Below are 19,683 nucleotides of genomic sequence, written 5' to 3'. Positions count from 1 at the left end.
TAGCGCTGGATGAGTGCTCCTGCCTTGGCGATCCGGATAGATCCAGATCTGGCCCCGCTTGCTTTGATTCCTGCGCGAGGTGGATCCAAAGGGGTTCCCGGCAAAAATCTTCGCCCCGTTGATGGGATTCCCTTGCTTGCACGCAGCGTTAGGGCCGCTAAGACAGCTTCGAGCGTCGGAGCCATCTGGGTGAGCAGCGACGACGCCTGCATCGGCCATCTTGGCGAAGAGGAGGGTGCGAGTTGGCTGCAGAGACCAAGTGAGCTCTCAGGGGACCAAGCATCATCAGAATTGGCCCTGCTCCACGCCCTCACCGAGCTAGCAGAGCTTGGCCCTCTGCCCGCCCTGTTTGTTTTTCTGCAGTGCACCTCGCCCTTCACCACTGGGCCCCAGATTGATGCTGTGGTGAACGCCCTTCAACTCAGCCAGGCCAACATGGCTTTCAGCGTGATGCCATGGCACGGCTTCTTGTGGTGCCTCGATGGCAATGGCCACGGGGTAGGAATTAATCACAACTCCAGCGAACCCCGCCGCCGTCGCCAGGACTTGGAGCCCGCGTACCTAGAGACCGGTGCCATTTACGCAATTCGTACAAAAGCGTTTCTGGAAAAAGGAACCCGTTTCATCCAGCCCACCCTGCCCGTACCCCTGGAAGGGTTAGCCCCTGAGATAGACAGCATGGAAGACCTTGAGCTCTGCGAGCGATTAGCGCCCCTGTTGAATGGGGCCAATCAAGCTTCATCGGAACACACTTCATCGGAATGCAATTGATGGGCAGCCTGCAGGGGCGCCAGGTGGCAGCCCTGGCCTGCTTCGACTCCTTCGGCAAAACCGCCATGAACCTGCTGCGCGTAGCGCGTAAGGAAGGTGCATCGACGAGCCTGCATCTGCTTGAACTGCCTGGTCGCAAACTCTCACGCCGCCAGGTGCTGGAGATCCGCCGCATCGATCCCCGCACCGCCATCAAGCAACACGAGTGGGGCCAACTACGAGAGCTGCGCACCGATCTTGTGCAAGTCGATGCCCTTGTGCTCGGTTTAGATGGACGCCGCACCCGAGAGACCCAGCTACTGCTCCAATCGGCCTGGATTGATCAGCTCCGGCGGCCCGTACTCATTAGCGCCTATCCGGGGATTCTGTTCCGCCATCAACTGGAGGGAATGATGGATCGCTCCGGCGTAGACCTGTTGTGTCTAAACGGAGAAACCGACGCCCAGCTTTATCGGCATGCCTGCAGTGCCCTAGGGCTGGACAGCGGCAATGCTGTTGTGACTGGCCTGCCGATCCTCTGGTCGATCGAACCAAGACTCCAAGTACCGGATGCCGCCTCGATCGTGTTTTTCGAGCAGCCCTCAGTGCCGGACAACCCGATTCAACGCAAATACATCTGTAGGCGCCTTGCCGATCTAGCCCAGGCCTGGCCATCGCATCCGGTGATCTTTAAGCCACGCACCTCGAAAGTCGAAGCCACCCTGCATCGCCAGCATGGTGAGATGGCCAGCCGGATTGAGAAGCTCAGCCGCCGCGTACCCAACCTGCAGATCAGCTACAAGCCCAGCCTAACTCTGCTGAAAAAGTGCGGCTGCGCCATCACTGTGTCCTCCACCGCGGCGATGGAAGCAATGGCTTTGAGTGTGAGCACCCGCATTGTCTCGGACCTGGGAGTCAATGAAACCTTGGGCAATCATTACTTTCTTGAATCGGCAGCCATCGCCGATTTCGACTCAATCATTCGAGACCCCTTCAGCCTCCGCCTCGATCAGGCCTGGCCAGAGCGCCATGGTCACATTCCTGGAGGTGACCAGGTTTTTATTGCCGCCCTGGCCAGCCGACTGAATAATCCGCCCCAATCTTCCGAGTCGGCAGATAGGGAAGGTCCCCCGGGCTGGGGTAGTAATTCCTGGCAGACCTACGCCCTGGCAAAAGGGGGTAAGAAAATGCTTAGTTCTGCCGGCGCCCGCTCCCGACTAGTGGCGAGTCATCGCGGACGGAATCTGCTGCGACGGGCACGCCAGAGGGTGGTAGGTCTCTGGGGACTGGAGCGGCTGTTTAAGGGCCGATGAAACTGGCACTGGTTTGCGACGGAGAGCCCGGACTGGGATCCTGCCAGCGGCTTGCGGTGGAACTGAGATTATTGGGAGCGGACGTAACTCTGATCAGTCCCGAAGTCAGCAATGAGCACTGGTTACCACTGCAGCCTCTAGTCGCCGCCAGCAGCGACCTTCTCAATGGGCTTGACGCAGTTGGCGTGTTTCTTGAGGGGGCCCAGCTGACCCAATTCAGGCAGGTGCATTTGGAGTCGGCTCGGTTGAGGGGGAAGCGGCCTTGCCCCTTATTTACGGGCCCAATTCGCCCCTTGTATGGGGACACCTTGATGGCAGACCTGCTGCCCCGCCTGGGCTACGACCTGATTTGCCTGCAGGGTGAGGCTCAGATGCAGGAACTGGCCTGGCTGGTGCGCGGCAGCCAAAGCGCATCCCAGGCCAGCGAGGCCATTGGCCTTTGGTGCTTGCCAACCGAGCCGCTGGGCCACTCCAACAGCCAAGCACCACTGCTACTGGTGCTTGATCAGCAAGACATCCCCCCTTCCCCTTTTGCCAACGGTGTCTTGTTTCAACGCTTGCGCACGATCGCCCTGGACTGCCCCTCCTGGCAGATCCGCATACAGCCCGATGCCCCCTTGAAGACTGAGGGGGCGCAGGAGCCCACAACTTCCCTGGCCTGGCACTTCCAGCAGGATCTGTCCCCCCCCAGCAACCTTCAGCTCGGCCAGGTTGATGACCTAGCCATTGCCTTGGTCCAGTCCAGCGCCTGCCTTGGCATCGCCTCTCCCTGGCTGCTCACGGCCATGGTGTGGGGTAAGCCAACCGTGGTGCTCGGTGACTACGGCATCCGCACCGACTTCAACGGACCGCTGTTCTTCGGCTCTGGTGCCATGTACCAACTTGCCGACTGTGTGCCCTTGGATCGACTCGCCAAGCTGAAGCGCCCCAATCACCAATGGTTGGCAGAGCGGGGCTGGGCCATCGCCAATGGCCCCCAACGGCTCCTGCGGCGGCTGGAGCAGCTGGTGGAGCGGCAGCCATGACCCTCCAGATCCTGCTGATTGCGGACAGCGACAGCCAGCTACTGGCTTGCCAGGCCTTGGCTCGCTTCAGCAACGCAAACGGGGCAACAATCACAGTGAACGCGATTCCGCGCGATGGGACCCCGGAAGGCGTGCTCAAAGCCCTGGAACTGATCGGAACGGTGTGGACGCTGAATGCCCAGGCTCTGCTGGCAGATCGACGACTCGACCAATTCGACGCGATCGGGGTGTATCTCACTGGCAGCAAGTTGGCCGAATTCCGCAGCTGCTACCACCGCAACTGCCTGCAGCAGAAGCGACAAGCTCGTCCCCTGTTCTGTGGCTTCAACGGGGTGGTGCTGGAGCGCTTCGAGGAAGCAATTGCCTGGAGGTTGGGTTACGACCTGATCTGCCTTAATGGCCCCCGTGACCAGGCCCGCCTGGATCTGCTGCTGCGCCACACCCCCTTTCAACAGCAGCGCAGCGTGCTCACGGGCCTAGGCCGCAACCTTCCTGTGCAGGAGCAAGGGGAGCGACCAAAAAGGCTGGTGTTCGCCGAACAGGTTGTGATGCCGGCGGCCGCCTCTGAGCGGAGACACCTAATCCGTACTTTGACGCGGCTGGCCCGCCGCTCACCCGAATGGGAGGTGGTGATTAAACCGCGGGTAGCCCCCCATGAAACGACGTTTCACACGGTCGATAGCCATATCAGCCACACCCTGGTGGAAACCCTGGGCAGCCCTCCAGCCAACCTGCGGCTCAGCTACGAACCCCTTGCGGAACTGCTGTTGAACAGCCGGCTGCTGGCCACCGTGTCGTCAACCGCCCTGTTCGACGCCCTCGACCTGGGCTGCAGACCGGTGGTGATGGACGATTTTGGCTTGCGTCACGACCTGGGCACGCCGTTTTTTGCCGGCTCAGGCCTACTGCGATCCCTGGCAACGGCAGAGGATCTCGACAGCCTGGATGGGGGCCCCGATCCTGATCCCGACTGGTTGCATTGGGTGGGTTATCACACCGATTTCACCCCAACCAACCTGCTGCAGGCCTTGAAGCAACTGGAGCACAGCTCGCAGGACAGCCGGCTGAACCTGAACCATCCTGGTTATGTAGTTAATGCCGCTGACCTCTCCACAAACCAGCTACGGCGAGGAGCCGAGGCCGCCATACGCTGCCGCGACTATGGGGAAGCCCGGCGGCTACTGGAGGTTGCGCTGCTACAGCGGCCGGACAACCGCAACATCAGTCGCCGCCTGGCAGCACTGCAACAGAGCAACCGCTGGCTGCGCCGTCTAGCCCTGCTGGTTACCCCCCGGTTCCGGCTCTAGAGTCCGCAACTGGAAACAGCAGGCGAAATAGACGTGCAATCGGTTCAGATCGAGCGGAATTTCACCCAGTTCGTCGTCTTCGCCGAAGACCCGATCCTGACGGCACTGAACAAGATCACGGCCAACAAATGCCGGCTGATCTTTGTGGTGTCAGAAGCAGGCATTCTCCAAGGGGTGCTCAGCGATGGGGACTTCCGCCGCTGGATCGCGGCCAGCGACCTGATTGACCTGAACAGGCCGGTCACCGATGCCATGAATCCAGATTGCGTGGCAGCAGCCGAAGCCAGCGCAGCAGCCGACTTGGCGGCCCTGTTCTCCCAGAAGATCCAGGTGATCCCTCTGCTCGATGACCACGGCAGGGTGGTGGCAGTGGCCCGAGGCGGTCAGCGGCAGCTACTGCTAGCGGGCCGAGCGATAGGTGAGGGCGCCCCTTCATTTCTGATCGCGGAAATCGGCAACAATCACAACGGCAGCCTGGAGATCGCCCTGCAGCTGATTGACGCAGCAGCCGCTGCCGGCGCGGACTGCGCCAAGTTCCAGATGCGGGACATGAATCAGCTGTATGTCAACGCGGGCGACAGCAACGACATGGCCTCAGACCTGGGAACCCAGTACACCCTCGATCTACTGGAGCGTTTCCAGCTCAGTGACGATGAACTGTTCCGCTGCTTCGATCACACCCTGAGCCAGGGGTTGATCCCGCTCTGCACCCCTTGGGACACCACGAGCCTGGAGAAGCTCGATAGCTGGGGCATGCCGGGATACAAGGTGGCCTCGGCCGACTTCACCAACCACGATCTCCTCAGTGCCATCGCCGCCACTGGCAAGCCGTTGATTGCCTCCACCGGCATGGCCACCGAGCTCGAAATCAGTGCCGGCATTCGTCACCTGCGTCAGCAGGGAGCTGCCTTCGCGCTACTGCACTGCAACTCGACCTATCCCACCCCTTTCAAGGATGTCAACCTGCGCTATCTGCGGCGGCTAGCGGAGCTGGCTGAGGCGCCGGTGGGGTACTCGGGCCACGAGCGGGGTTTTGCCGTACCAATCGCAGCCGTATCTCTTGGGGCGGCAGTGATCGAAAAGCACATCACCCTCGACCAAGGGATGGAGGGCAACGACCACAAAGTGAGTCTGCTGCCCGAGGAATTCACGGCCATGGTGGCTGGGATTCGGGCGGTGGAGGAGTCGATGGGCTCGGAATCCCCCCGCAGCATCAGCCAGGGCGAGCTGATGAATCGGGAGATACTGGCTAAGAGCCTGGTGGCTGCCTGCCCGATTGCAGCTGGCACTCCGATCAGCCGCGAGATGGTGCGGATCCAGAGTCCGGGACAGGGACTTCAGCCCTATCGGCTCAACGACCTAATAGGCCAAAGCATTAGCAGTGACAAAGCCGAGGGCGAATGCTTCTTCGAATCGGACCTGAAACGCGCGGCAGCCACCCCGAGGCCATACAGCTTCGCTAATCCCTTTGGCGTGCCAGTGAGGTATCACGATCTCGAGGCATTCCAAGGCGCCAGCAACCTCGACCTCGTGGAAATACATCTCAGCTACAAAGATGTGGAGGTAGATATCGACGCAGTGCTACCAGAACGGGTGCCAATGGGGTTGGTGATACACGCTCCTGAACTATTCACCGGTGACCACACCCTCGACCTTTGCAGCCAAGACGAAGACTATCGACGCCATTCAGTGACGGAACTGCAGCGGGTGCTCGACCTCTCCGCCCGGCTGAGTAAGCGCTTTGAGTGCCCAGGCGAAGTGTTGTTGGTGACAAATGTGGGGGGCTTCTCTGCGAACCACCATCTCAGCAGCCAGGAAAGACTGCCGCTCCTAGACAAACTAGCGACCAGCCTGCGGGAATTGCACTGCGATGGAGTGGAGATCATTCCCCAAACCATGCCACCATTTCCCTGGCACTTCGGCGGCCAGAGATATCACAACCTATTTGTCGATGCGGATTGCATCGAAAGCTTCTGCCGCAATCACGCCCTAAGGGTATGCCTGGATGTTTCCCATTCCAAGCTCGCCTGCAACCATCTACACCAGCCCTTCTCGAGTTTCCTAGAGCGAATTCTGCCCCTCACAGCCCACCTACACCTAGCCGACTCCAGCGGAGTGGATGGAGAGGGTCTGCAAATAGACGAGGGTGATATCGACTGGGCAAATGTTTTTAATCTGCTGCGCCAGATGGCTCCCACAGCCTCCTTCATTCCGGAAATCTGGCAGGGACACAAAAACAATGGGGAAGGGGCTTGGCTGGCCCTAGAGAGACTGGAACAGCATCAACTAGCCGTAGGTCCCAATTTGGTAGCAGCATGACGGCCGCCAACCCTGCGCTGCCGGCAGTGCTGGATGAGCACTTCATCCTTTTCCAACAATTGCCGCTGATTTATGGGCGGGTGCCCAAGGTGGCCAATTCGTCAGTGAAGGCCGCCCTTACCCGACTGCTTGATCAACCGCCGGAGGAGGGCTACCGCACCACCGCCGATGCCCTCTGGCGCAAGGGGACCCATGGCGAAACCACGATGGTCGACGCGGTGGAGGCTATGCAACGACGTAGCAGCCACTTCTGCTTCAGCTTCGTGCGCAACCCCTTCGATCGTTTGGTGTCGGCCTATAACAACAAGCTGATCGAAAACGACACGTTGTCGACGGCGATGCAAAGAATGGGGCTGGAGCGTCATATGCCGTTTCGACGCTTTCTGGAGGTGGTGGTCGCCACAGCAGATGCTGATTTAGACGTACACCTACTCCCCCAAAGCAGCATTCTTTGCATAGACGGTGTGCCGGTGCCTGGATTCATCGGCCAAATGGAAGCAATGGCAGACCACTGGCAGCTGCTACGCCGCCGCATGCGTCAAGCTGGCTTGCCAGCACTTGGCAAGCTACCCAGTAAAAACGTACGCAGAGCTGGCGAATCAGATCTTACCGACCACTTCAGCGACGAAAACCTGATCAGCCTCGCTAGGGAGCGCTACCGAGAGGACGTGGAACTGTTCTACGGTGATCACGACTTGTATAAACTTGCCCGTGGCCAGCTCAGCGTGACCCCAACCCCCTTGGAACGCATCACAGCTACGCTGCCCGCCTGATCAGGCAAGGCGATTGACGTAAAATACATACCATCAAACCCACCCCACTAAGGAGAACGTCTTGGGCCTCAACCGTCAATTGCGAAAAGTAATTGAGGCCGGATTACGGGGCGAACACGAGGCCGAGGTGCAGGCACTGGGCCGGAGATTGCCAAATTTCATCATTATTGGAGCGGCAAAATCTGCCACAACAACACTTACTTCAATATTGCCTCGCCACCCCGACTTCTTTATCAGCAAACCGAAAGAGCCAAAATTCTTTGGTCGGCGCTACGACATGGGCTGGAAATGGTATGGCCGTCTTTTTAAAGCTGGCAAGGCCTGCAAGTTGCGCGGCGAAGGTAGCACCATGTATGCCAGCGCACTTAAGAGCTCTACCAACGCCCCAGCTTTGATGCACCGCTATCTACCCAATCTTAAATTGGTGTATGTGGTGCGCGATCCACTAGATAGGATCGTCTCTCAATGGCGTCATCGCAAGGGGCGCCAACCTGGCACCCGAGATTTCAGTGGATTGATGAATTCTGGCCACCTGCGTCGCCTAGTGGTGGGCTGCTCCCTATATCACGAACGCTTGCAAGCCTTTCGCAAATTTTATCCTGACGACCAGATCCACTGTCTTACTTTCGAAGAGCTGATCGCAGCACCTCGCCCCACACTTACAGCTCTATTGAGCTTCCTGGGAGCTTCAACAGACCCAGCAAATCTAGATCTGCTCCTTGATGATGGCCAGCTACCACGAGTAAACGAAGCCGGTGACAAGGGCCGTGCAATGGTGGAGGCTCCCGCCTGGACGGACAAGCTGCGCAGCCAGGTGTTGGAGGTGGTGCGGCCCGATGCCGAGCAGATGCTGGCCTACATGGGCAAACCCATCGATACCTGGGCTTTGTGATTCTGTGAGCCAAATTGTGCCAGACATCGAAGGACTTCTCGATCTGATGCTGGCTGATCTGACACGCCCAGAAGTTGATCCCGGAACTCCGCAACTGAACTGGGCGCTGCTGGAAAGTCAAAGTGGATGTCGCTCCGCGCTCGTAAATCGTTTTATCCAGCGCCATGGCGCACCAAGACTGGTGCTCTCCTCCCAACAAAAATCATCCCCCATAGAGGGAGCAGGACCAAGAGTTGTGATTGTGGAGTGGGGTGGCAACTCCGCTGATATTCTCCCATCTACGAGCAACAACTTTGCTCAATTAGTTGTACAGGTTCTGCCACCCTGCCCATGGGGACTGCTGGGACTGCGCGGTTTTTTGAAAAGACGGAATTTGCGGCATCAGGGCTTTGCCTGTTTGGCGATAGGCAGCACGGCCATACTGCTCCGCCACCGACGCTGGGGCAGAGAAAGGAGCGCTATACCCAGTATCAAAAAAGTTCTAAAAATTCAAAGCTTCGACTTCTGGGACACCCTAATCACCCGCTGGGATAGTGATCCCAAGCGTGTATTCGACTACGTAGGCGAGTTGGCTGGCATCCCCAACTTCCGCCAGCAGCGCGTAACTGCCGAACGCCAGGCACGCCAACGACAAGATAACTATCAACTGGCACACATTTACGAAGTCTTGACTCAAGCTAGCGGGCTACAACCTGAGCGCTGTCAGGAACTGATGGAGCTGGAGCTAGAGGCAGAGCGCCAGTTCGCCCAGCCGGTGCGCGCCAATCTCGATCGACTGGGAGCCGGCGATTTAGTCATCAGCGACATGTATCTTTCGGCGGACCAGATGCGGATGATCGCCCGCCCACATATAAACCTTGATCGCCATCCATTTCTGGTGAGCTCGAGCGGCAAGCAGCAAGGCCGGGTCTGGCGCAAGCTTCGACAGGCGGGAATTGAAGCCCGCCACCGAGGCGACAACGTCGTGGCTGACGTAGTCAAGGCAGCCCAGCGTGATCATCAGGTGGCGCAGGTGCGCAGCACCGGCTTCTCATCGCTGGAACGGCAGTTTGAAGACGCCGGGCTGACCGGCCTGGCCAATCTGATGCGACTACAACGCCTAGACCGGCCCGGGCGGGGGCCAGACCCTGAACCGAGCAGCGGTGGCATTGATGGTTTGCTAAAGGTGCAGCGGCGTTTGAATCTGCCGCTGCTCTACCTGTTGAGCCTGGAATTGATGCACAGAGGTTGCAGAGCAGATGGCCCCAGCCAGCTGCTGTTCTGCGCCCGTGACTGCGCCTACCTGCACGGTCTATATCGGTCGATGGTGGAGGCCCAGCAGCGCTTCGCCCCGGATTGGTGCCAGCAGAGCGGCACTGGACTCCCACCCCACGCCTATTACCTCACCTCTCGCCAAGCTAAAGCCCGGGCCTCCAAGGGTTACCGGGCCTACAGCCGCTCTTTACTTGAGCCGGCAACACCTACACGTCAGCCCCTGCTGATCGACGTCCAGGGCAGCGGACGAAGCAGTCACCACTTCTTCAGCACCGTGCTGAAGGTACCTGTCCGACAGCTGTTCATTTACGCCAGCGGCAATCAGGCCGCAAGCTGCGGGGCGGAGAGCCTGCTCAACAAAGACTTTCTGCGCAAGATCCTGCCCCGAGCCAGCGATCTGCTGGAGGTGCTCAACTACTCCTCTGACCACTCCCTAGTGGACATGCACTCCCTGGAAGGGCTGGGCTTCGTGCCCGAGTTCGAGGCCGAACAGCGACCCCTCCATCTGCTGAAAATTTGTCGCGAATTCGAGGGGTTCTTCGGCGACGTGAATGCACGCATGGCCCAAGGCCCCTTTCAGTACCTGTTCGCTCGGCATGACCTGCTGGCCTATCGACCTGAGCACCTGCAGCTGCTTGAGGAAGTGGACGGCCTAGAGGATCTGCGGCTACTACGTGACCTGTTTCTGCGCTTTCATCGCCGCCACTGAGTCACACCATGTCCAGTCGCGCCCTGCCCACTGTTGACGTTGTGACCCCCTGTCGCAACCGTCTGGCCAACCTGCGCGCCAGCCTTCCCTCCTGGCTGAGCCATCCCCTTGTGCGGCGCATCCTGGTGGTGGACTTCCAGTCGGATCTTCCGGTCGCGGAGGCCCTTGGGCGGAATCGTGATCCCCGCATCACGGTGCTGCGGGTGGACGATGAGCCCCTATGGCGCCAAGGCAGGGCACAAAACGTGGGCCTACAGGCCTCTGATGCGGATCTGATCCTGAAGCTCGATGCTGACATCGCGATCGTGGACATCTCCGCCTACGTGGAGGCCATGGCTCTGAACCCGCAGCTTTTCCTGCGGGGCTGTAGCCAGCGCGGCAGCTCCTCGGGGCTTTGCCTGGTGCCGCGCCTGGTGGCGAGGCGAATCGGCGGCTACCACGACCAGATGTCTGGCTGGGGCGGCGATGACGTGGATTTTTATCGGCGGCTTTGTCGGGCAGGCCTGAACAGCGGCTTCGTAAAAGCAGCTGACTTTGCCGAGGTCCCCCAACGCATGGCCACAAAAAACACCGAGGCCCCGCGCCTGGACACTGCCTGGCTGCCGCCCCATCCCGACCTGGCCCGGCAGCCCCAGTTCACGGCATATCGCAATGGCATATTGGCCAGAGTTCAGCGTCAACACCGTCTGACCGCACTGCGTTGGCGCTTTGATCCAGCCGAAGGTAGCGGTGCAACCCTCAAAAAGGGTCGCAATCGAATGCGCATGCTCTTGGGTCGGCACAATACCGAATTGGCGAACATCCTGGCGGTGCACTCTTACGTCCCTGGTGACAGTCACTGGGACGTACTGAGGCAGCCTTGGGTGCAGAAAGCGATCCAGCAGCACCGTCTAGTGCTGCCCCGACAACGGGATATGGAGCTCGCCTTAGCGGCCCAGTTAACGGAGCGCTCGAAGAGCTTGCGCTCATTCGCAGCCAACCTGGGAATTGAACTGCTACCCCTTGAGTAAAGTTCTTGTATTCAAGGATCTACATCACCTTTGATATTGCCCTCCCCCCTGGGCTCCCTCTCTGCCGATCATCCGTGCCTCTGGGGCGACCTTGGCTTAACGCCGGCAGCCTCACTAGTGATCGAACGCAAAGCCAGGTTGCTTCCTACCCGCCGAACAGGTCGGTCTGATCCTTGGTGGACCACCCGCAAGCAGGGCGGCCTTGACGCAGAAGGCAGGACGATCGAAGCCCTCAATGACCTGCGGGGATATCGCCCGATATATCAGCTCCCAACGGAGCTACCCAGCCAGCCAATAAAAGGTGGCAAACAACGCGGACTCGTGCTCTACGGCGGCACCGTATTTGAACATTTCGGTCACCTACTACTGGATCTGAGCCGGCTGTACCAACTGCTACCTCTCTTCCGCAAGAGTCGAGAGCCGATCTGGTTTCACTATCCATCGCTGGGAGAGGGCGAAAGCATCACCCATCCCCTAGTGAACGACTGGTTTGAATGTTTGGGAATCATAAAGCGCGTCCAGGTTGTTCGCCGCACCCTGCAGTGCGAGCACCTGATTTCATCAGAAGTACTCTATCGCGACCGACGATTTGTATCTACTGATTTCCCCCTGGCAGCACGACGAGCCCTAGCGCCGAAACTACGGCGCAAACTACTGAGCCTGCAAGCAGAAAGCCCACGGATCGCCTATCTGTCGAGGCACCAACTCAGCAGCGGCACCACCTACTTCGAAGGCGAAGAGGAAGTAGTGGAAGCCTTAAAAAAGATTAGCAATATCGACATAATTTGCCCAGAAGAGCTTACGATCGAATCCAAGCTAAGTCTCTATCGACGCTATCACCTAGTGGCAGGGTTCGCCCAGGCAGCCCTACTTCTTAAGTATTTTGCACCCTTCCGAAAGCAATCAGAGCTGGCAGAACAGGTGCTGTTTGTAGCCGGCCCACAAAGCCTAAACAGCAACTGGGTGAATCTCGATAAAGCCTTCGGCTTCGGGGATAAGGTAGTTGATTGCAGTCTTACCCAAGAACTGGCTGAATATCCCGAGTCCAAGGCTTTTCAACGACACAACCGCTTCAATACGGGATTGGTGATCGACACAATGCGGGAGCTGGCAGGGCGCTGATATGCAAAGTCTGGCCTCAATTCCAAACGACCATCCAAGTCTCTGGGGGGAGCTCGAGGTTCGAGATGCCCAGCCTCTTCAGCAATGGCAGCAGGCCACCCTGCTACCTCCACGCCGCCGCAGTGGTCAGACCTTGTGGTGGAGGCGCCATGGTTTCGGCGTATTTGACTCTGAGGGTAACCATGTGCGTGAACTCAGTGACATGCGCGGCAAAAGACATTGCTGCCATCCTGCAGCCCGCCTTGAACTAAATCCCTATAAACAGGAACGGATACGCGAGCACGAGTTAGTGCTCTACGGGGGCACACTTTACGATCATATCGGCCACTTGATCCTGGACTCGGCCCGGGCTTACCAGTTGCTGCGCGAGTACCGCGACAATGACCTGCCGATCTGGTTTCACGATGCCACACCCCATCGACATCCCCGCTCCACACTGAAACTTGCCCTGGTTCAGGAATGGTTTAAACAGCTGGGACTTCGCAATCGTGTGAGGCTAATCCGCCGACCGCTCAAGGCAGGCCGCCTCATATCAAGCTCGGCGCTCTACTGCGACCGCGGCTTTGCAAGCAAGGATTTACGGCCTGCTTGCAAAGCCGCGCTAAAGCCCAGGCTGCGGGACCGCCTTGAAACGATCAGCAGGCCACAGCGGCGACTGGCCTATCTTTCGCGCCACAAGCTGAGTACCGGAAGCACCCACTACTCCCAAGAAGCTGAGCTGGTGGCCCAGCTAGACCAGCTTCCCCATGTGGATGTGATCTGCCCGGAGGAACTGGATTTCGAGCAGAAGCTGAGCCTGTATCGACACTATGAAATTATCGCCGGCTTTCCCCAGGCCTCAATGAGCCTGAAGATGTTTGCGCCAGGAGAGCAACGCGCTCAACAGGTGATGTTTATCGCTGGGGCCCGCAGCCTAAGCAGCACTTGGGTAAACATCGATCGTGCTACGGGTGGTGGCGACGCCTATGTGGACTGTAACCAAGATGTGCAAGATTTCATCATCGACGATGCAACCGCTACCTTCCAACGATCCAACAACTTCAAGCTCGAAACCGTACTCCAAACACTCCAAGAACTAACAACCTGAGCCCGGCTCGACCATGCCCATACATCTCCATATTGGTACTCATAAAACTGGCACTACTGCCATTCAGAGGCAACTACGACGCAACCGAACCGCCCTTAAGCAACAAGGAATTTGGTATCCCAATGAAGCCGAGCTCTTGCCAGGCAGGGGTGAAAGAATTCCCCATCGGAACATTGCAATTGCACTCAACAACAATGCCGGGCCCAAGCCCTATTCCGGAGACGAACTAAAGGCAATCGCTCGATCCATAATACGAAATTCCCAACAATACAATCACACCATTATCAGTTCCGAAGCCTTCTGGCGCATTGGCTTTGCCGCCGTTCCAGATCTATACTCTCCGGAAGAATTATGGAAGCGAAAGCAATCAAATGTGGCCAAGATACGCCTTCTTTTTGGAGACGCAGATGTGCAAATTACAGCCGTACTGCGCGAACGCGGGGCATATATTCAAAGCGGTTATAGTGAATTCATCCAAGCCACTCATTACACAAAAGATATTCAATCCTATCTTGCCTCTTACTGTCACTCTTGGGACTATGAGCTGCAGCTGCAGGCTTGGGCCAGTTTCTTCCCTGTAAATGCTCACGCCTATGAAGACCTCTGCGAAAATAATCAACTGCCACTTAATTTTTTGCGGCACCTTTGCAACGAAAGCTTACCCAGTGAGAGCTTGGCCCCAGATGCCAAACCCCGGGCAAACGTTTCCGAGCCCCTGGCAACCGTTGCCTTTAAACGCTTTCTCAACCAGCTACCTCTCCCACATGAGAAGCGCAATAAACTACACCACAAATACAGCAAAATATTTCAAAAATCAGCACAAAAGCATATTCTCAATCCAGCAGTTAGAAGTCTTCTCGGGATTAATAGCTGGCTAAGTGCCGAGGAACTTGAAGCACTAAGGAGCTCTCTTGCTGCGGGAGATCAGAACATCCGTGCCCATTTATGTCCATCCCTGGTCTCCCGGCCGATAGGCCATCAAAGTCACGTAGGGCACGACCAGGTCCCAATTCGCGCCATGACCATTGAGGATCAACAACAACTAATAAACTGGATGCTTTCCCAGAAGCCACTTAAACCAGCCTGGTTCAGCCCAGCAGAACTAAAAGCGTGATGACCAGCATCGACCTGATCACACCTTGCCGCAACCGTGCCGAGCACGTCTTGCACAGTCTTCCTTCCTGGCTGGCCTGCTCCCAGCTGGGGAAAATCCTGATCGTGGATTTCAATTCCACCCCAAAACTTGCTCCACAGCTAGCGCGCTTTGATCTGGAGCGAGTGCATGTAATCCGATTAGAAAACGAGCCCCTCTGGCGCCAAGGTCGAGCCCAGAACGTCGCCCTGCGCTACTCCAGATCTGAAATCATTCTCAAATTAGATGCAGACATCGAACTACTCACGATTGCGCCTTATTTAGAAGCAATGGATCGTGATCCAACACTTTTTTACCGAGGCTTCAGCAAATTAGGAAGCTCCTCTGGCAGCTGTCTATTCCGGCGCAAGGATGGTCGCCGCTGCGGCGGCTGGCACGACCACATGTCGGGCTGGGGCGGCGATGACGTCGACTTCTATCAGCGGCTGCGGAGGCGGGGTCTTAAGGCAGCGGTGTTCGAACCGGAAAGCTTTCGGGAAACAACCCAACCAATGGAGGTCAAGAACAGTGAAGCCGCCCGCATCGACAGCCAAATACTGCAGAACCAGCCCCAGCTGGCCTGTCAGCCCCGCTTTAGCGGGGTGCGCAACACGCTGCTGAGCGTGGTGCAGAAACAGAACCGAAGCCGGGCCCTGCGCTATGAATTTCTACAGGATTCAGACTTACCCCATAGGGTTTTGGCAAGCATGAAGAACCGCTCTAATCAAGAACTGGAGATAAGTCGCTTTAGTATCGAGCTGGCAAATATCCTCGCCATTCACCATTTCCAACCAGACCTGGATCCTCGGGATCTCCTCAACAGCCAGTCCTTCACCAATATTCTCCAGCGCCACCAGCTGCCCCGCAGCCGCAGCCGCAAGGAACGCCAGGCGCTGCTGGAGTCTCTACCGAAACGGATGGGGCAGCTGCGCCAGCTAGCCGAGCAACTTGGAGTTGCCACCCTCCCGCATTAACCGTCATGGCCGGCTCGATCTGGATTCTCGATGACGATGTGGAGTTGGGCTCCCTGCTGCTCGAGCAATTCAGCCAACGGGGCTGGCAGGCGCGCCATCTCAGCCATCCCCGCGAACTGGAGCAGGCTCTTACCGACACGCAGCCGGATTTACTGGTGCTTGATGAGCTGTTGCCGGAGCAACGCGGCACCGATGTACTAATGCGGCTGCGTCGGGGCCATCCCCACCTCCCCGTGCTGATGCTCTCGGCGCTGGGCGCCCCGCGGGATCGGGTGGCGGGGCTCGAGGCCGGTGCCAACGACTACCTGGGCAAACCCTTCCTATTTCGTGAGCTGCAACTGCGGGTGGAACAGCTGCTCAAACCCGCGCTGGCCAGCGTGTCTGCCCCTCAGTCCTGGCAACTCGGCGAGCTGCAACTCGATCCCCAGCTGCAGTGGCTGGGCAACTCGGGCGGCGGCCAGGAACTTTCCCGCGGCGACATTGCGTTGCTACAGCTGCTCTGCAGCCGCGCCGGCGAGGTGGTGAGCCGCCAGGATCTGGTCCAGGCCAGCGGCAGCCTGGTCGATGTGGAGCAAAGCCGCAGCATCGATGTGCGGTTGTCGCGGCTGCGGCGCCTGCTCGAAGAGCTGCAACCAAATTGCACCATGATCGAGACAGTTCGCGGCAGGGGCTACCGCTTGGTGGTGCCGGTGCAGCCTCTGTCGCAGAGCGCGCCGCCCCTTGAGGGCTGATCCATGACTGTGCCCAGAGCACGACTGGCCGGCTACGACTGGGTTGTGCTCATGGCCAGCCTGGTGCTCGGTGGCGTGGCCGGCTACCTGGGGCTGCTGCTGGGGATGCGCCTACTGCTGGAGCCGCGCATTGTCAGCGAAACAGCCCTGCGGCTGAGCAAATACACAGTGCTGGTGGAAGAGGTGCTGAAGCAAAACGACCGAGTCGCCCTGCCATCGGGAGTACTGGTGCGACCTGAAAACAAGCTGGCTGAGCTTAAGCCGAGCGCACCAGGGCGTTTTGAGCGCCTGGTGCAGTTGGCGATGGTGCGGGAGTTTGGGGTCAAGCGGCGGCTGCAACGCGACCAGCCTCCCCTGCAAGACCCTTGGGGAGGGCACTGGGTGCAACTGAACCTGAGCAAGGACTGGGCCGGCCAGTCCCTGTGGCTGTATCAGTCAGAGCGGCTCAGCAACAGCATCTGGTACCTCCCCCTGCTGAGGATCCTGGCCATCGCGATGGGCGGGCTAGGGGGCCTGGTGCTCTTCCTGCGACTAAAGGTGGAACGCCCCCTAAGCCGGATGCTGAATTTGCTCGGGGAGCAAGGAGTCGCCGTGCCCCTGCAACTGCTGCCCGAGGAGGGAATCGCGCCGATCCGTCTACTCAGCCTCCGCATCAACAGGCTGCTCGAGCGGATCAACAACACGGCGACCGCGCGACGCCAGCTGCTGCACGGCCTCACCCACGACCTGGGCGGCCCCCATGCCCGGCTGATGCTGCGCACCGAAATCCTCTGCGAGCGACTCGATGGCGGCAACGGGGAAATAGCCAAAGCGATGGCTATGGATCTCGAACGACTGCGAAGCCTCACTGACCAACTGGCCCTTTTGGGAGAGCAAGAGCTGCCGGCTGAGCGGCGTCAGGCCTGCGCCCTCGACGACCTTTGCGGCCGCATCGTGGCCAGTCACCCCTCCCAGCTGATCCGCCTACGGATGCCGCGGCTGCTGGTGAAGCTCGACCCCGACGGACTGGAGCGGGCCCTCAACAACCTGATTGACAACGCGCTGGAGTACGGCGCCCCGCCGGTACAACTGAGTGGAGTGCGCCAGGGCAACCAGGTGCTTTTGCGGGTGGACGACCACGGAGCAGGAATTGCCACTGACACCTTGCTGACCATGCCCAGCCCCAGCCGCAGCAACGACCGCCAGCGCCAACGCCATCGGGGGCTGGGGCTAGCAATCGTGGAACGCTTCTGCCTCGATCACCAGGGAAGACTGGCCCTACTTGAGGCTCCAAGCGGAGGCTTGCGAGCGGAACTGCGCCTACCCGTGCTGCTCAGAGCCCAGGGCCAGAGCTAAGTGCGGGCAATTTTGCAAAGCAAACGGTAAATTGGTTTACCTTTGCCATCCCGGGGCCACCTCACCCTTCCGATGCAGTACGAACCCCTGGCCATCGCGGGCGCTTTCAAGGTCACGAGCCCGCCCATCGGCGACGAGCGTGGCTGGTTTGCAAGAGCCTTCTGCCAGAAGGAGTTGCTCGAGCATGGGGTGGATTTCCAGGTGCGGCAGATCAATCGCTCTTACAACCAGCGAGCTGGCACCCTGCGGGGCTTTCACTTTCAGTTTCCTCCCTATGCAGAACACAAGTTTCTGCGGTGCGTAGGTGGAGAGTTGGTAGATGTGCTGGTGGACTTGCGCCCGGAATCACCCACTTTTCTGCAGACCGAAACGGTGGAACTGCGCGCGGAAGACCACCAAGCAGTGCTGATTCCGGAGCGCTGCTGCCATGCACTCCAGACCCTCACCGATGCCACAGAGATTCTTTATCAGGTGAGCGAGTTTTATACCCCAGAAGCAGAATTCGGCCTGCGCTGGAATGATCCCGAGCTGGCCATCAGCTGGCCTCTGGAGGTCAGTGAAATCTCGCCCAAAGATGCCTCCTGGCCGCTGCTGAGCGAAAGCTTGGCGAGCATCCGCGAGCGAATGACCTTGTCAGAGGGTCTGAAAATTTGATCCTGCTCGACACGGCCCTGCGGCAGCGCGAAAAGGAGGGGCGGCCCCTGCGCATCGGCGTGATTGGGGCCGGGGCGATGGCCCGGGGCCTAGTGGCTCTGATCACCAACCAGATCCCTGGCATGGAGGTGGTGGCGATCGCCAACCCCACCCTGAAGCGGGCGGCGGATGCCTACGCCTTCGCCGGCCGCGACGGAGCCGTGGCGGCCAGCGACCTGGCTGCGCTGGAACGCAGCCTGAGCGCCGGCGAACCAGCGATCACCAGCGACCCGGCCCTGCTGGTGCGCTCGGGGGCAATCGATGCCCTGATCGACATCACCGGTTCGGTGAACCACGGCGCCGGCATTGTGCTGGCGGCGATCGAGCACGGCAAACCGCTAGTGCTGATGAATGCGGAAGTGGATGCCACGATCGGGCCGATCCTGCACGAGAAGGCGCGGGCGGCGGGAGTGTTGCTTAGCTGCTGCGATGGCGATCAGCCAGGCGTGCAACTCAACCTCTGGCGCAAGGTGAAGGGCATGGGCCTGATCCCGCTGGTGCTGGGCAACATCAAGGGCCTGCAGGACGAATACCGCACCCCGACCACCCAGCAAGGCTTTGCCGAACAGTGGAACCAGGACGTGACGATGGTGACCTCGTTTGCCGACGGCTCGAAGGTGAACTTTGAGCAGTGCATCGTGGCTAACGCCACCGGCTTCACGGTGCTGCGGCGCGGCACCTCCCGAATGGAATATCGCGGTCCGGTCGAAGACCTCACCACCCACTACGACTTGGAGCAGCTGCGGGCGCTCGGTGGCGTGGTGGATTTTGTTGTGGGCGCGCAGCCGGCGCCGGGGGTGTTCTGCTTGGCGGAGCTGGCCGACCCGCGCCACGCGCCGCTGCTGGCGGCAAAGGGCCTGGGGGATGGGCCGCTCTACTGCTTCTACGAGCCGTATCACCTCTGCCACCTGGATGCGCCAATGAGCCTGGCGCGGGCGGTGCTGTTTGGCGATGCGGTGGGCCAACCGATCGGCGGGCCCGTGGTGGAGGTGGTGGCCATCGCCAAGCGCGACCTGGAGGCGGGCGAAACCCTCGACTCCTTCGGCCGCTACATGACCTACGGCCAATCCGAGCAAGCCAGCGTGGTGCGTACCGAAGGTCTGGTGCCAGAGGGTCTGGTGGAGGGCTGCCGACTGAAGCGCCCCATCTCCAAAGACCAGCCGGTCCACTGGAGCGATGTGGAAGCCCCCAGCCAGGAGCTAGCCCACCAGCTCTACGCCGAGCAGCAGGGGAGGTGGGGTAGCGTTTAGCCATACG

17 protein-coding genes are annotated in these 19,683 nt (G+C 59.3%); all 17 read left to right on the top strand.

Going from position 1 to position 19,683, the window contains the following annotated elements; translation table 11 throughout:
- Positions 1-9: 9 nt before the first annotated feature.
- On the top strand, positions 10-771 hold the full coding sequence (locus tag U9970_RS01545; protein ID WP_322765004.1) for an acylneuraminate cytidylyltransferase family protein: 762 nt from the start codon (positions 10-12) through the stop codon (positions 769-771).
- On the top strand, positions 771-2,063 hold the full coding sequence (locus U9970_RS01540) for a DUF6716 putative glycosyltransferase (RefSeq protein WP_322765003.1): 1,293 nt from the start codon (positions 771-773) through the stop codon (positions 2,061-2,063). Before U9970_RS01545 ends, U9970_RS01540 begins: the two co-directional genes overlap by 1 nt.
- 311 nt (positions 2,064-2,374) lie before the next feature.
- Positions 2,375-3,088: a DUF6716 putative glycosyltransferase gene (locus U9970_RS01535; protein WP_322765002.1), complete on the top strand. Its 714-nt coding sequence runs from the start codon at positions 2,375-2,377 to the stop codon at positions 3,086-3,088.
- The gene (locus tag U9970_RS01530) at positions 3,085-4,395 is read left to right on the top strand and encodes a DUF6716 putative glycosyltransferase (protein WP_322765001.1); all 1,311 of its coding nucleotides are present in this window, start codon (positions 3,085-3,087) and stop codon (positions 4,393-4,395) included. Before U9970_RS01535 ends, U9970_RS01530 begins: the two co-directional genes overlap by 4 nt.
- 33 nt (positions 4,396-4,428) lie before the next feature.
- Positions 4,429-6,714: an N-acetylneuraminate synthase family protein gene (locus tag U9970_RS01525; protein ID WP_322765000.1), complete on the top strand. Its 2,286-nt coding sequence runs from the start codon at positions 4,429-4,431 to the stop codon at positions 6,712-6,714.
- Entirely contained in the window at positions 6,711-7,487 is a 777-nt protein-coding gene (locus U9970_RS01520) for a sulfotransferase family protein (protein WP_322764999.1), read from the top strand. The genes U9970_RS01525 and U9970_RS01520 overlap by 4 nt, the downstream gene beginning before the upstream one ends.
- Positions 7,488-7,548: 61 nt before the next feature.
- Positions 7,549-8,379 carry a sulfotransferase family protein gene (locus U9970_RS01515; protein ID WP_322764998.1) on the top strand — a complete coding sequence of 277 codons (831 nt, stop codon included), beginning with the start codon at positions 7,549-7,551 and terminating at the stop codon, positions 8,377-8,379.
- Positions 8,380-9,091: 712 nt separating this feature from the next.
- On the top strand, positions 9,092-10,342 hold the full coding sequence (locus tag U9970_RS01510) for a hypothetical protein (protein WP_322764997.1): 1,251 nt from the start codon (positions 9,092-9,094) through the stop codon (positions 10,340-10,342).
- Between the two features lie 8 nt (positions 10,343-10,350).
- Entirely contained in the window at positions 10,351-11,352 is a 1,002-nt protein-coding gene (locus tag U9970_RS01505) for a glycosyltransferase family 2 protein (RefSeq protein WP_322764996.1), read from the top strand.
- Between the two features lie 117 nt (positions 11,353-11,469).
- Positions 11,470-12,474 (top strand): glycosyltransferase family 61 protein, encoded by a 1,005-nt coding sequence (locus U9970_RS01500; RefSeq protein WP_322764995.1) that lies wholly within the window; start codon positions 11,470-11,472, stop codon positions 12,472-12,474.
- A 184-nt stretch (positions 12,475-12,658) separates the two neighbouring features.
- Complete coding sequence (locus tag U9970_RS01495; RefSeq protein ID WP_322764994.1) at positions 12,659-13,561, top strand: glycosyltransferase 61 family protein; 903 nt, start codon at positions 12,659-12,661, stop codon at positions 13,559-13,561.
- A gap of 13 nt (positions 13,562-13,574) precedes the next feature.
- The gene (locus U9970_RS01490) at positions 13,575-14,675 is read left to right on the top strand and encodes a hypothetical protein (protein WP_322764993.1); all 1,101 of its coding nucleotides are present in this window, start codon (positions 13,575-13,577) and stop codon (positions 14,673-14,675) included.
- Positions 14,675-15,667 (top strand): glycosyltransferase family 2 protein, encoded by a 993-nt coding sequence (locus U9970_RS01485; protein WP_322764992.1) that lies wholly within the window; start codon positions 14,675-14,677, stop codon positions 15,665-15,667. Before U9970_RS01490 ends, U9970_RS01485 begins: the two co-directional genes overlap by 1 nt.
- A gap of 5 nt (positions 15,668-15,672) precedes the next feature.
- Entirely contained in the window at positions 15,673-16,398 is a 726-nt protein-coding gene (locus U9970_RS01480) for a response regulator transcription factor (RefSeq protein WP_322764991.1), read from the top strand.
- 3 nt (positions 16,399-16,401) lie between these two features.
- Positions 16,402-17,733 (top strand): sensor histidine kinase, encoded by a 1,332-nt coding sequence (locus U9970_RS01475; protein ID WP_322764990.1) that lies wholly within the window; start codon positions 16,402-16,404, stop codon positions 17,731-17,733.
- A gap of 72 nt (positions 17,734-17,805) precedes the next feature.
- Positions 17,806-18,387, top strand: a complete 582-nt coding sequence (locus tag U9970_RS01470; RefSeq protein ID WP_322764989.1) for a dTDP-4-dehydrorhamnose 3,5-epimerase family protein — start codon at positions 17,806-17,808, stop codon at positions 18,385-18,387.
- Complete coding sequence (locus tag U9970_RS01465; RefSeq protein ID WP_322764988.1) at positions 18,384-19,676, top strand: NAD(P)H-dependent oxidoreductase; 1,293 nt, start codon at positions 18,384-18,386, stop codon at positions 19,674-19,676. The genes U9970_RS01470 and U9970_RS01465 overlap by 4 nt, the downstream gene beginning before the upstream one ends.
- The last annotated feature ends 7 nt before the right edge of the window (positions 19,677-19,683 follow it).

The organism is Cyanobium usitatum str. Tous (genome assembly GCF_963920485.1).
Taxonomy (GTDB): Bacteria; Cyanobacteriota; Cyanobacteriia; order PCC-6307; family Cyanobiaceae; genus Cyanobium_A; species Cyanobium_A usitatum_A.
The sequence above is the reverse complement of the archived record's forward strand: the minus strand, read 5'-3'. Positions and strand labels throughout refer to the sequence as shown.

Excerpts from the sequence above, each read along its gene's own strand:
- U9970_RS01545 (WP_322765004.1), top strand. The coding sequence starts at position 10 with ATGAGTGCTCCTGCCTTGGCGATCCGGATAGATCCAGATCTGGCCCCG.
- U9970_RS01540 (WP_322765003.1), top strand. The coding sequence starts at position 771 with ATGGGCAGCCTGCAGGGGCGCCAGGTGGCAGCCCTGGCCTGCTTCGAC.
- U9970_RS01535 (WP_322765002.1), top strand. The coding sequence starts at position 2,375 with ATGGCAGACCTGCTGCCCCGCCTGGGCTACGACCTGATTTGCCTGCAG.
- U9970_RS01530 (WP_322765001.1), top strand. The coding sequence starts at position 3,085 with ATGACCCTCCAGATCCTGCTGATTGCGGACAGCGACAGCCAGCTACTG.
- U9970_RS01520 (WP_322764999.1), top strand. The coding sequence starts at position 6,711 with ATGACGGCCGCCAACCCTGCGCTGCCGGCAGTGCTGGATGAGCACTTC.
- U9970_RS01510 (WP_322764997.1), top strand. The coding sequence starts at position 9,092 with ATGGAGCTGGAGCTAGAGGCAGAGCGCCAGTTCGCCCAGCCGGTGCGC.
- U9970_RS01505 (WP_322764996.1), top strand. The coding sequence starts at position 10,351 with ATGTCCAGTCGCGCCCTGCCCACTGTTGACGTTGTGACCCCCTGTCGC.
- U9970_RS01490 (WP_322764993.1), top strand. The coding sequence starts at position 13,575 with ATGCCCATACATCTCCATATTGGTACTCATAAAACTGGCACTACTGCC.
- U9970_RS01485 (WP_322764992.1), top strand. The coding sequence starts at position 14,675 with ATGACCAGCATCGACCTGATCACACCTTGCCGCAACCGTGCCGAGCAC.
- U9970_RS01480 (WP_322764991.1), top strand. The coding sequence starts at position 15,673 with ATGGCCGGCTCGATCTGGATTCTCGATGACGATGTGGAGTTGGGCTCC.
- U9970_RS01475 (WP_322764990.1), top strand. The coding sequence starts at position 16,402 with ATGACTGTGCCCAGAGCACGACTGGCCGGCTACGACTGGGTTGTGCTC.
- U9970_RS01470 (WP_322764989.1), top strand. The coding sequence starts at position 17,806 with ATGCAGTACGAACCCCTGGCCATCGCGGGCGCTTTCAAGGTCACGAGC.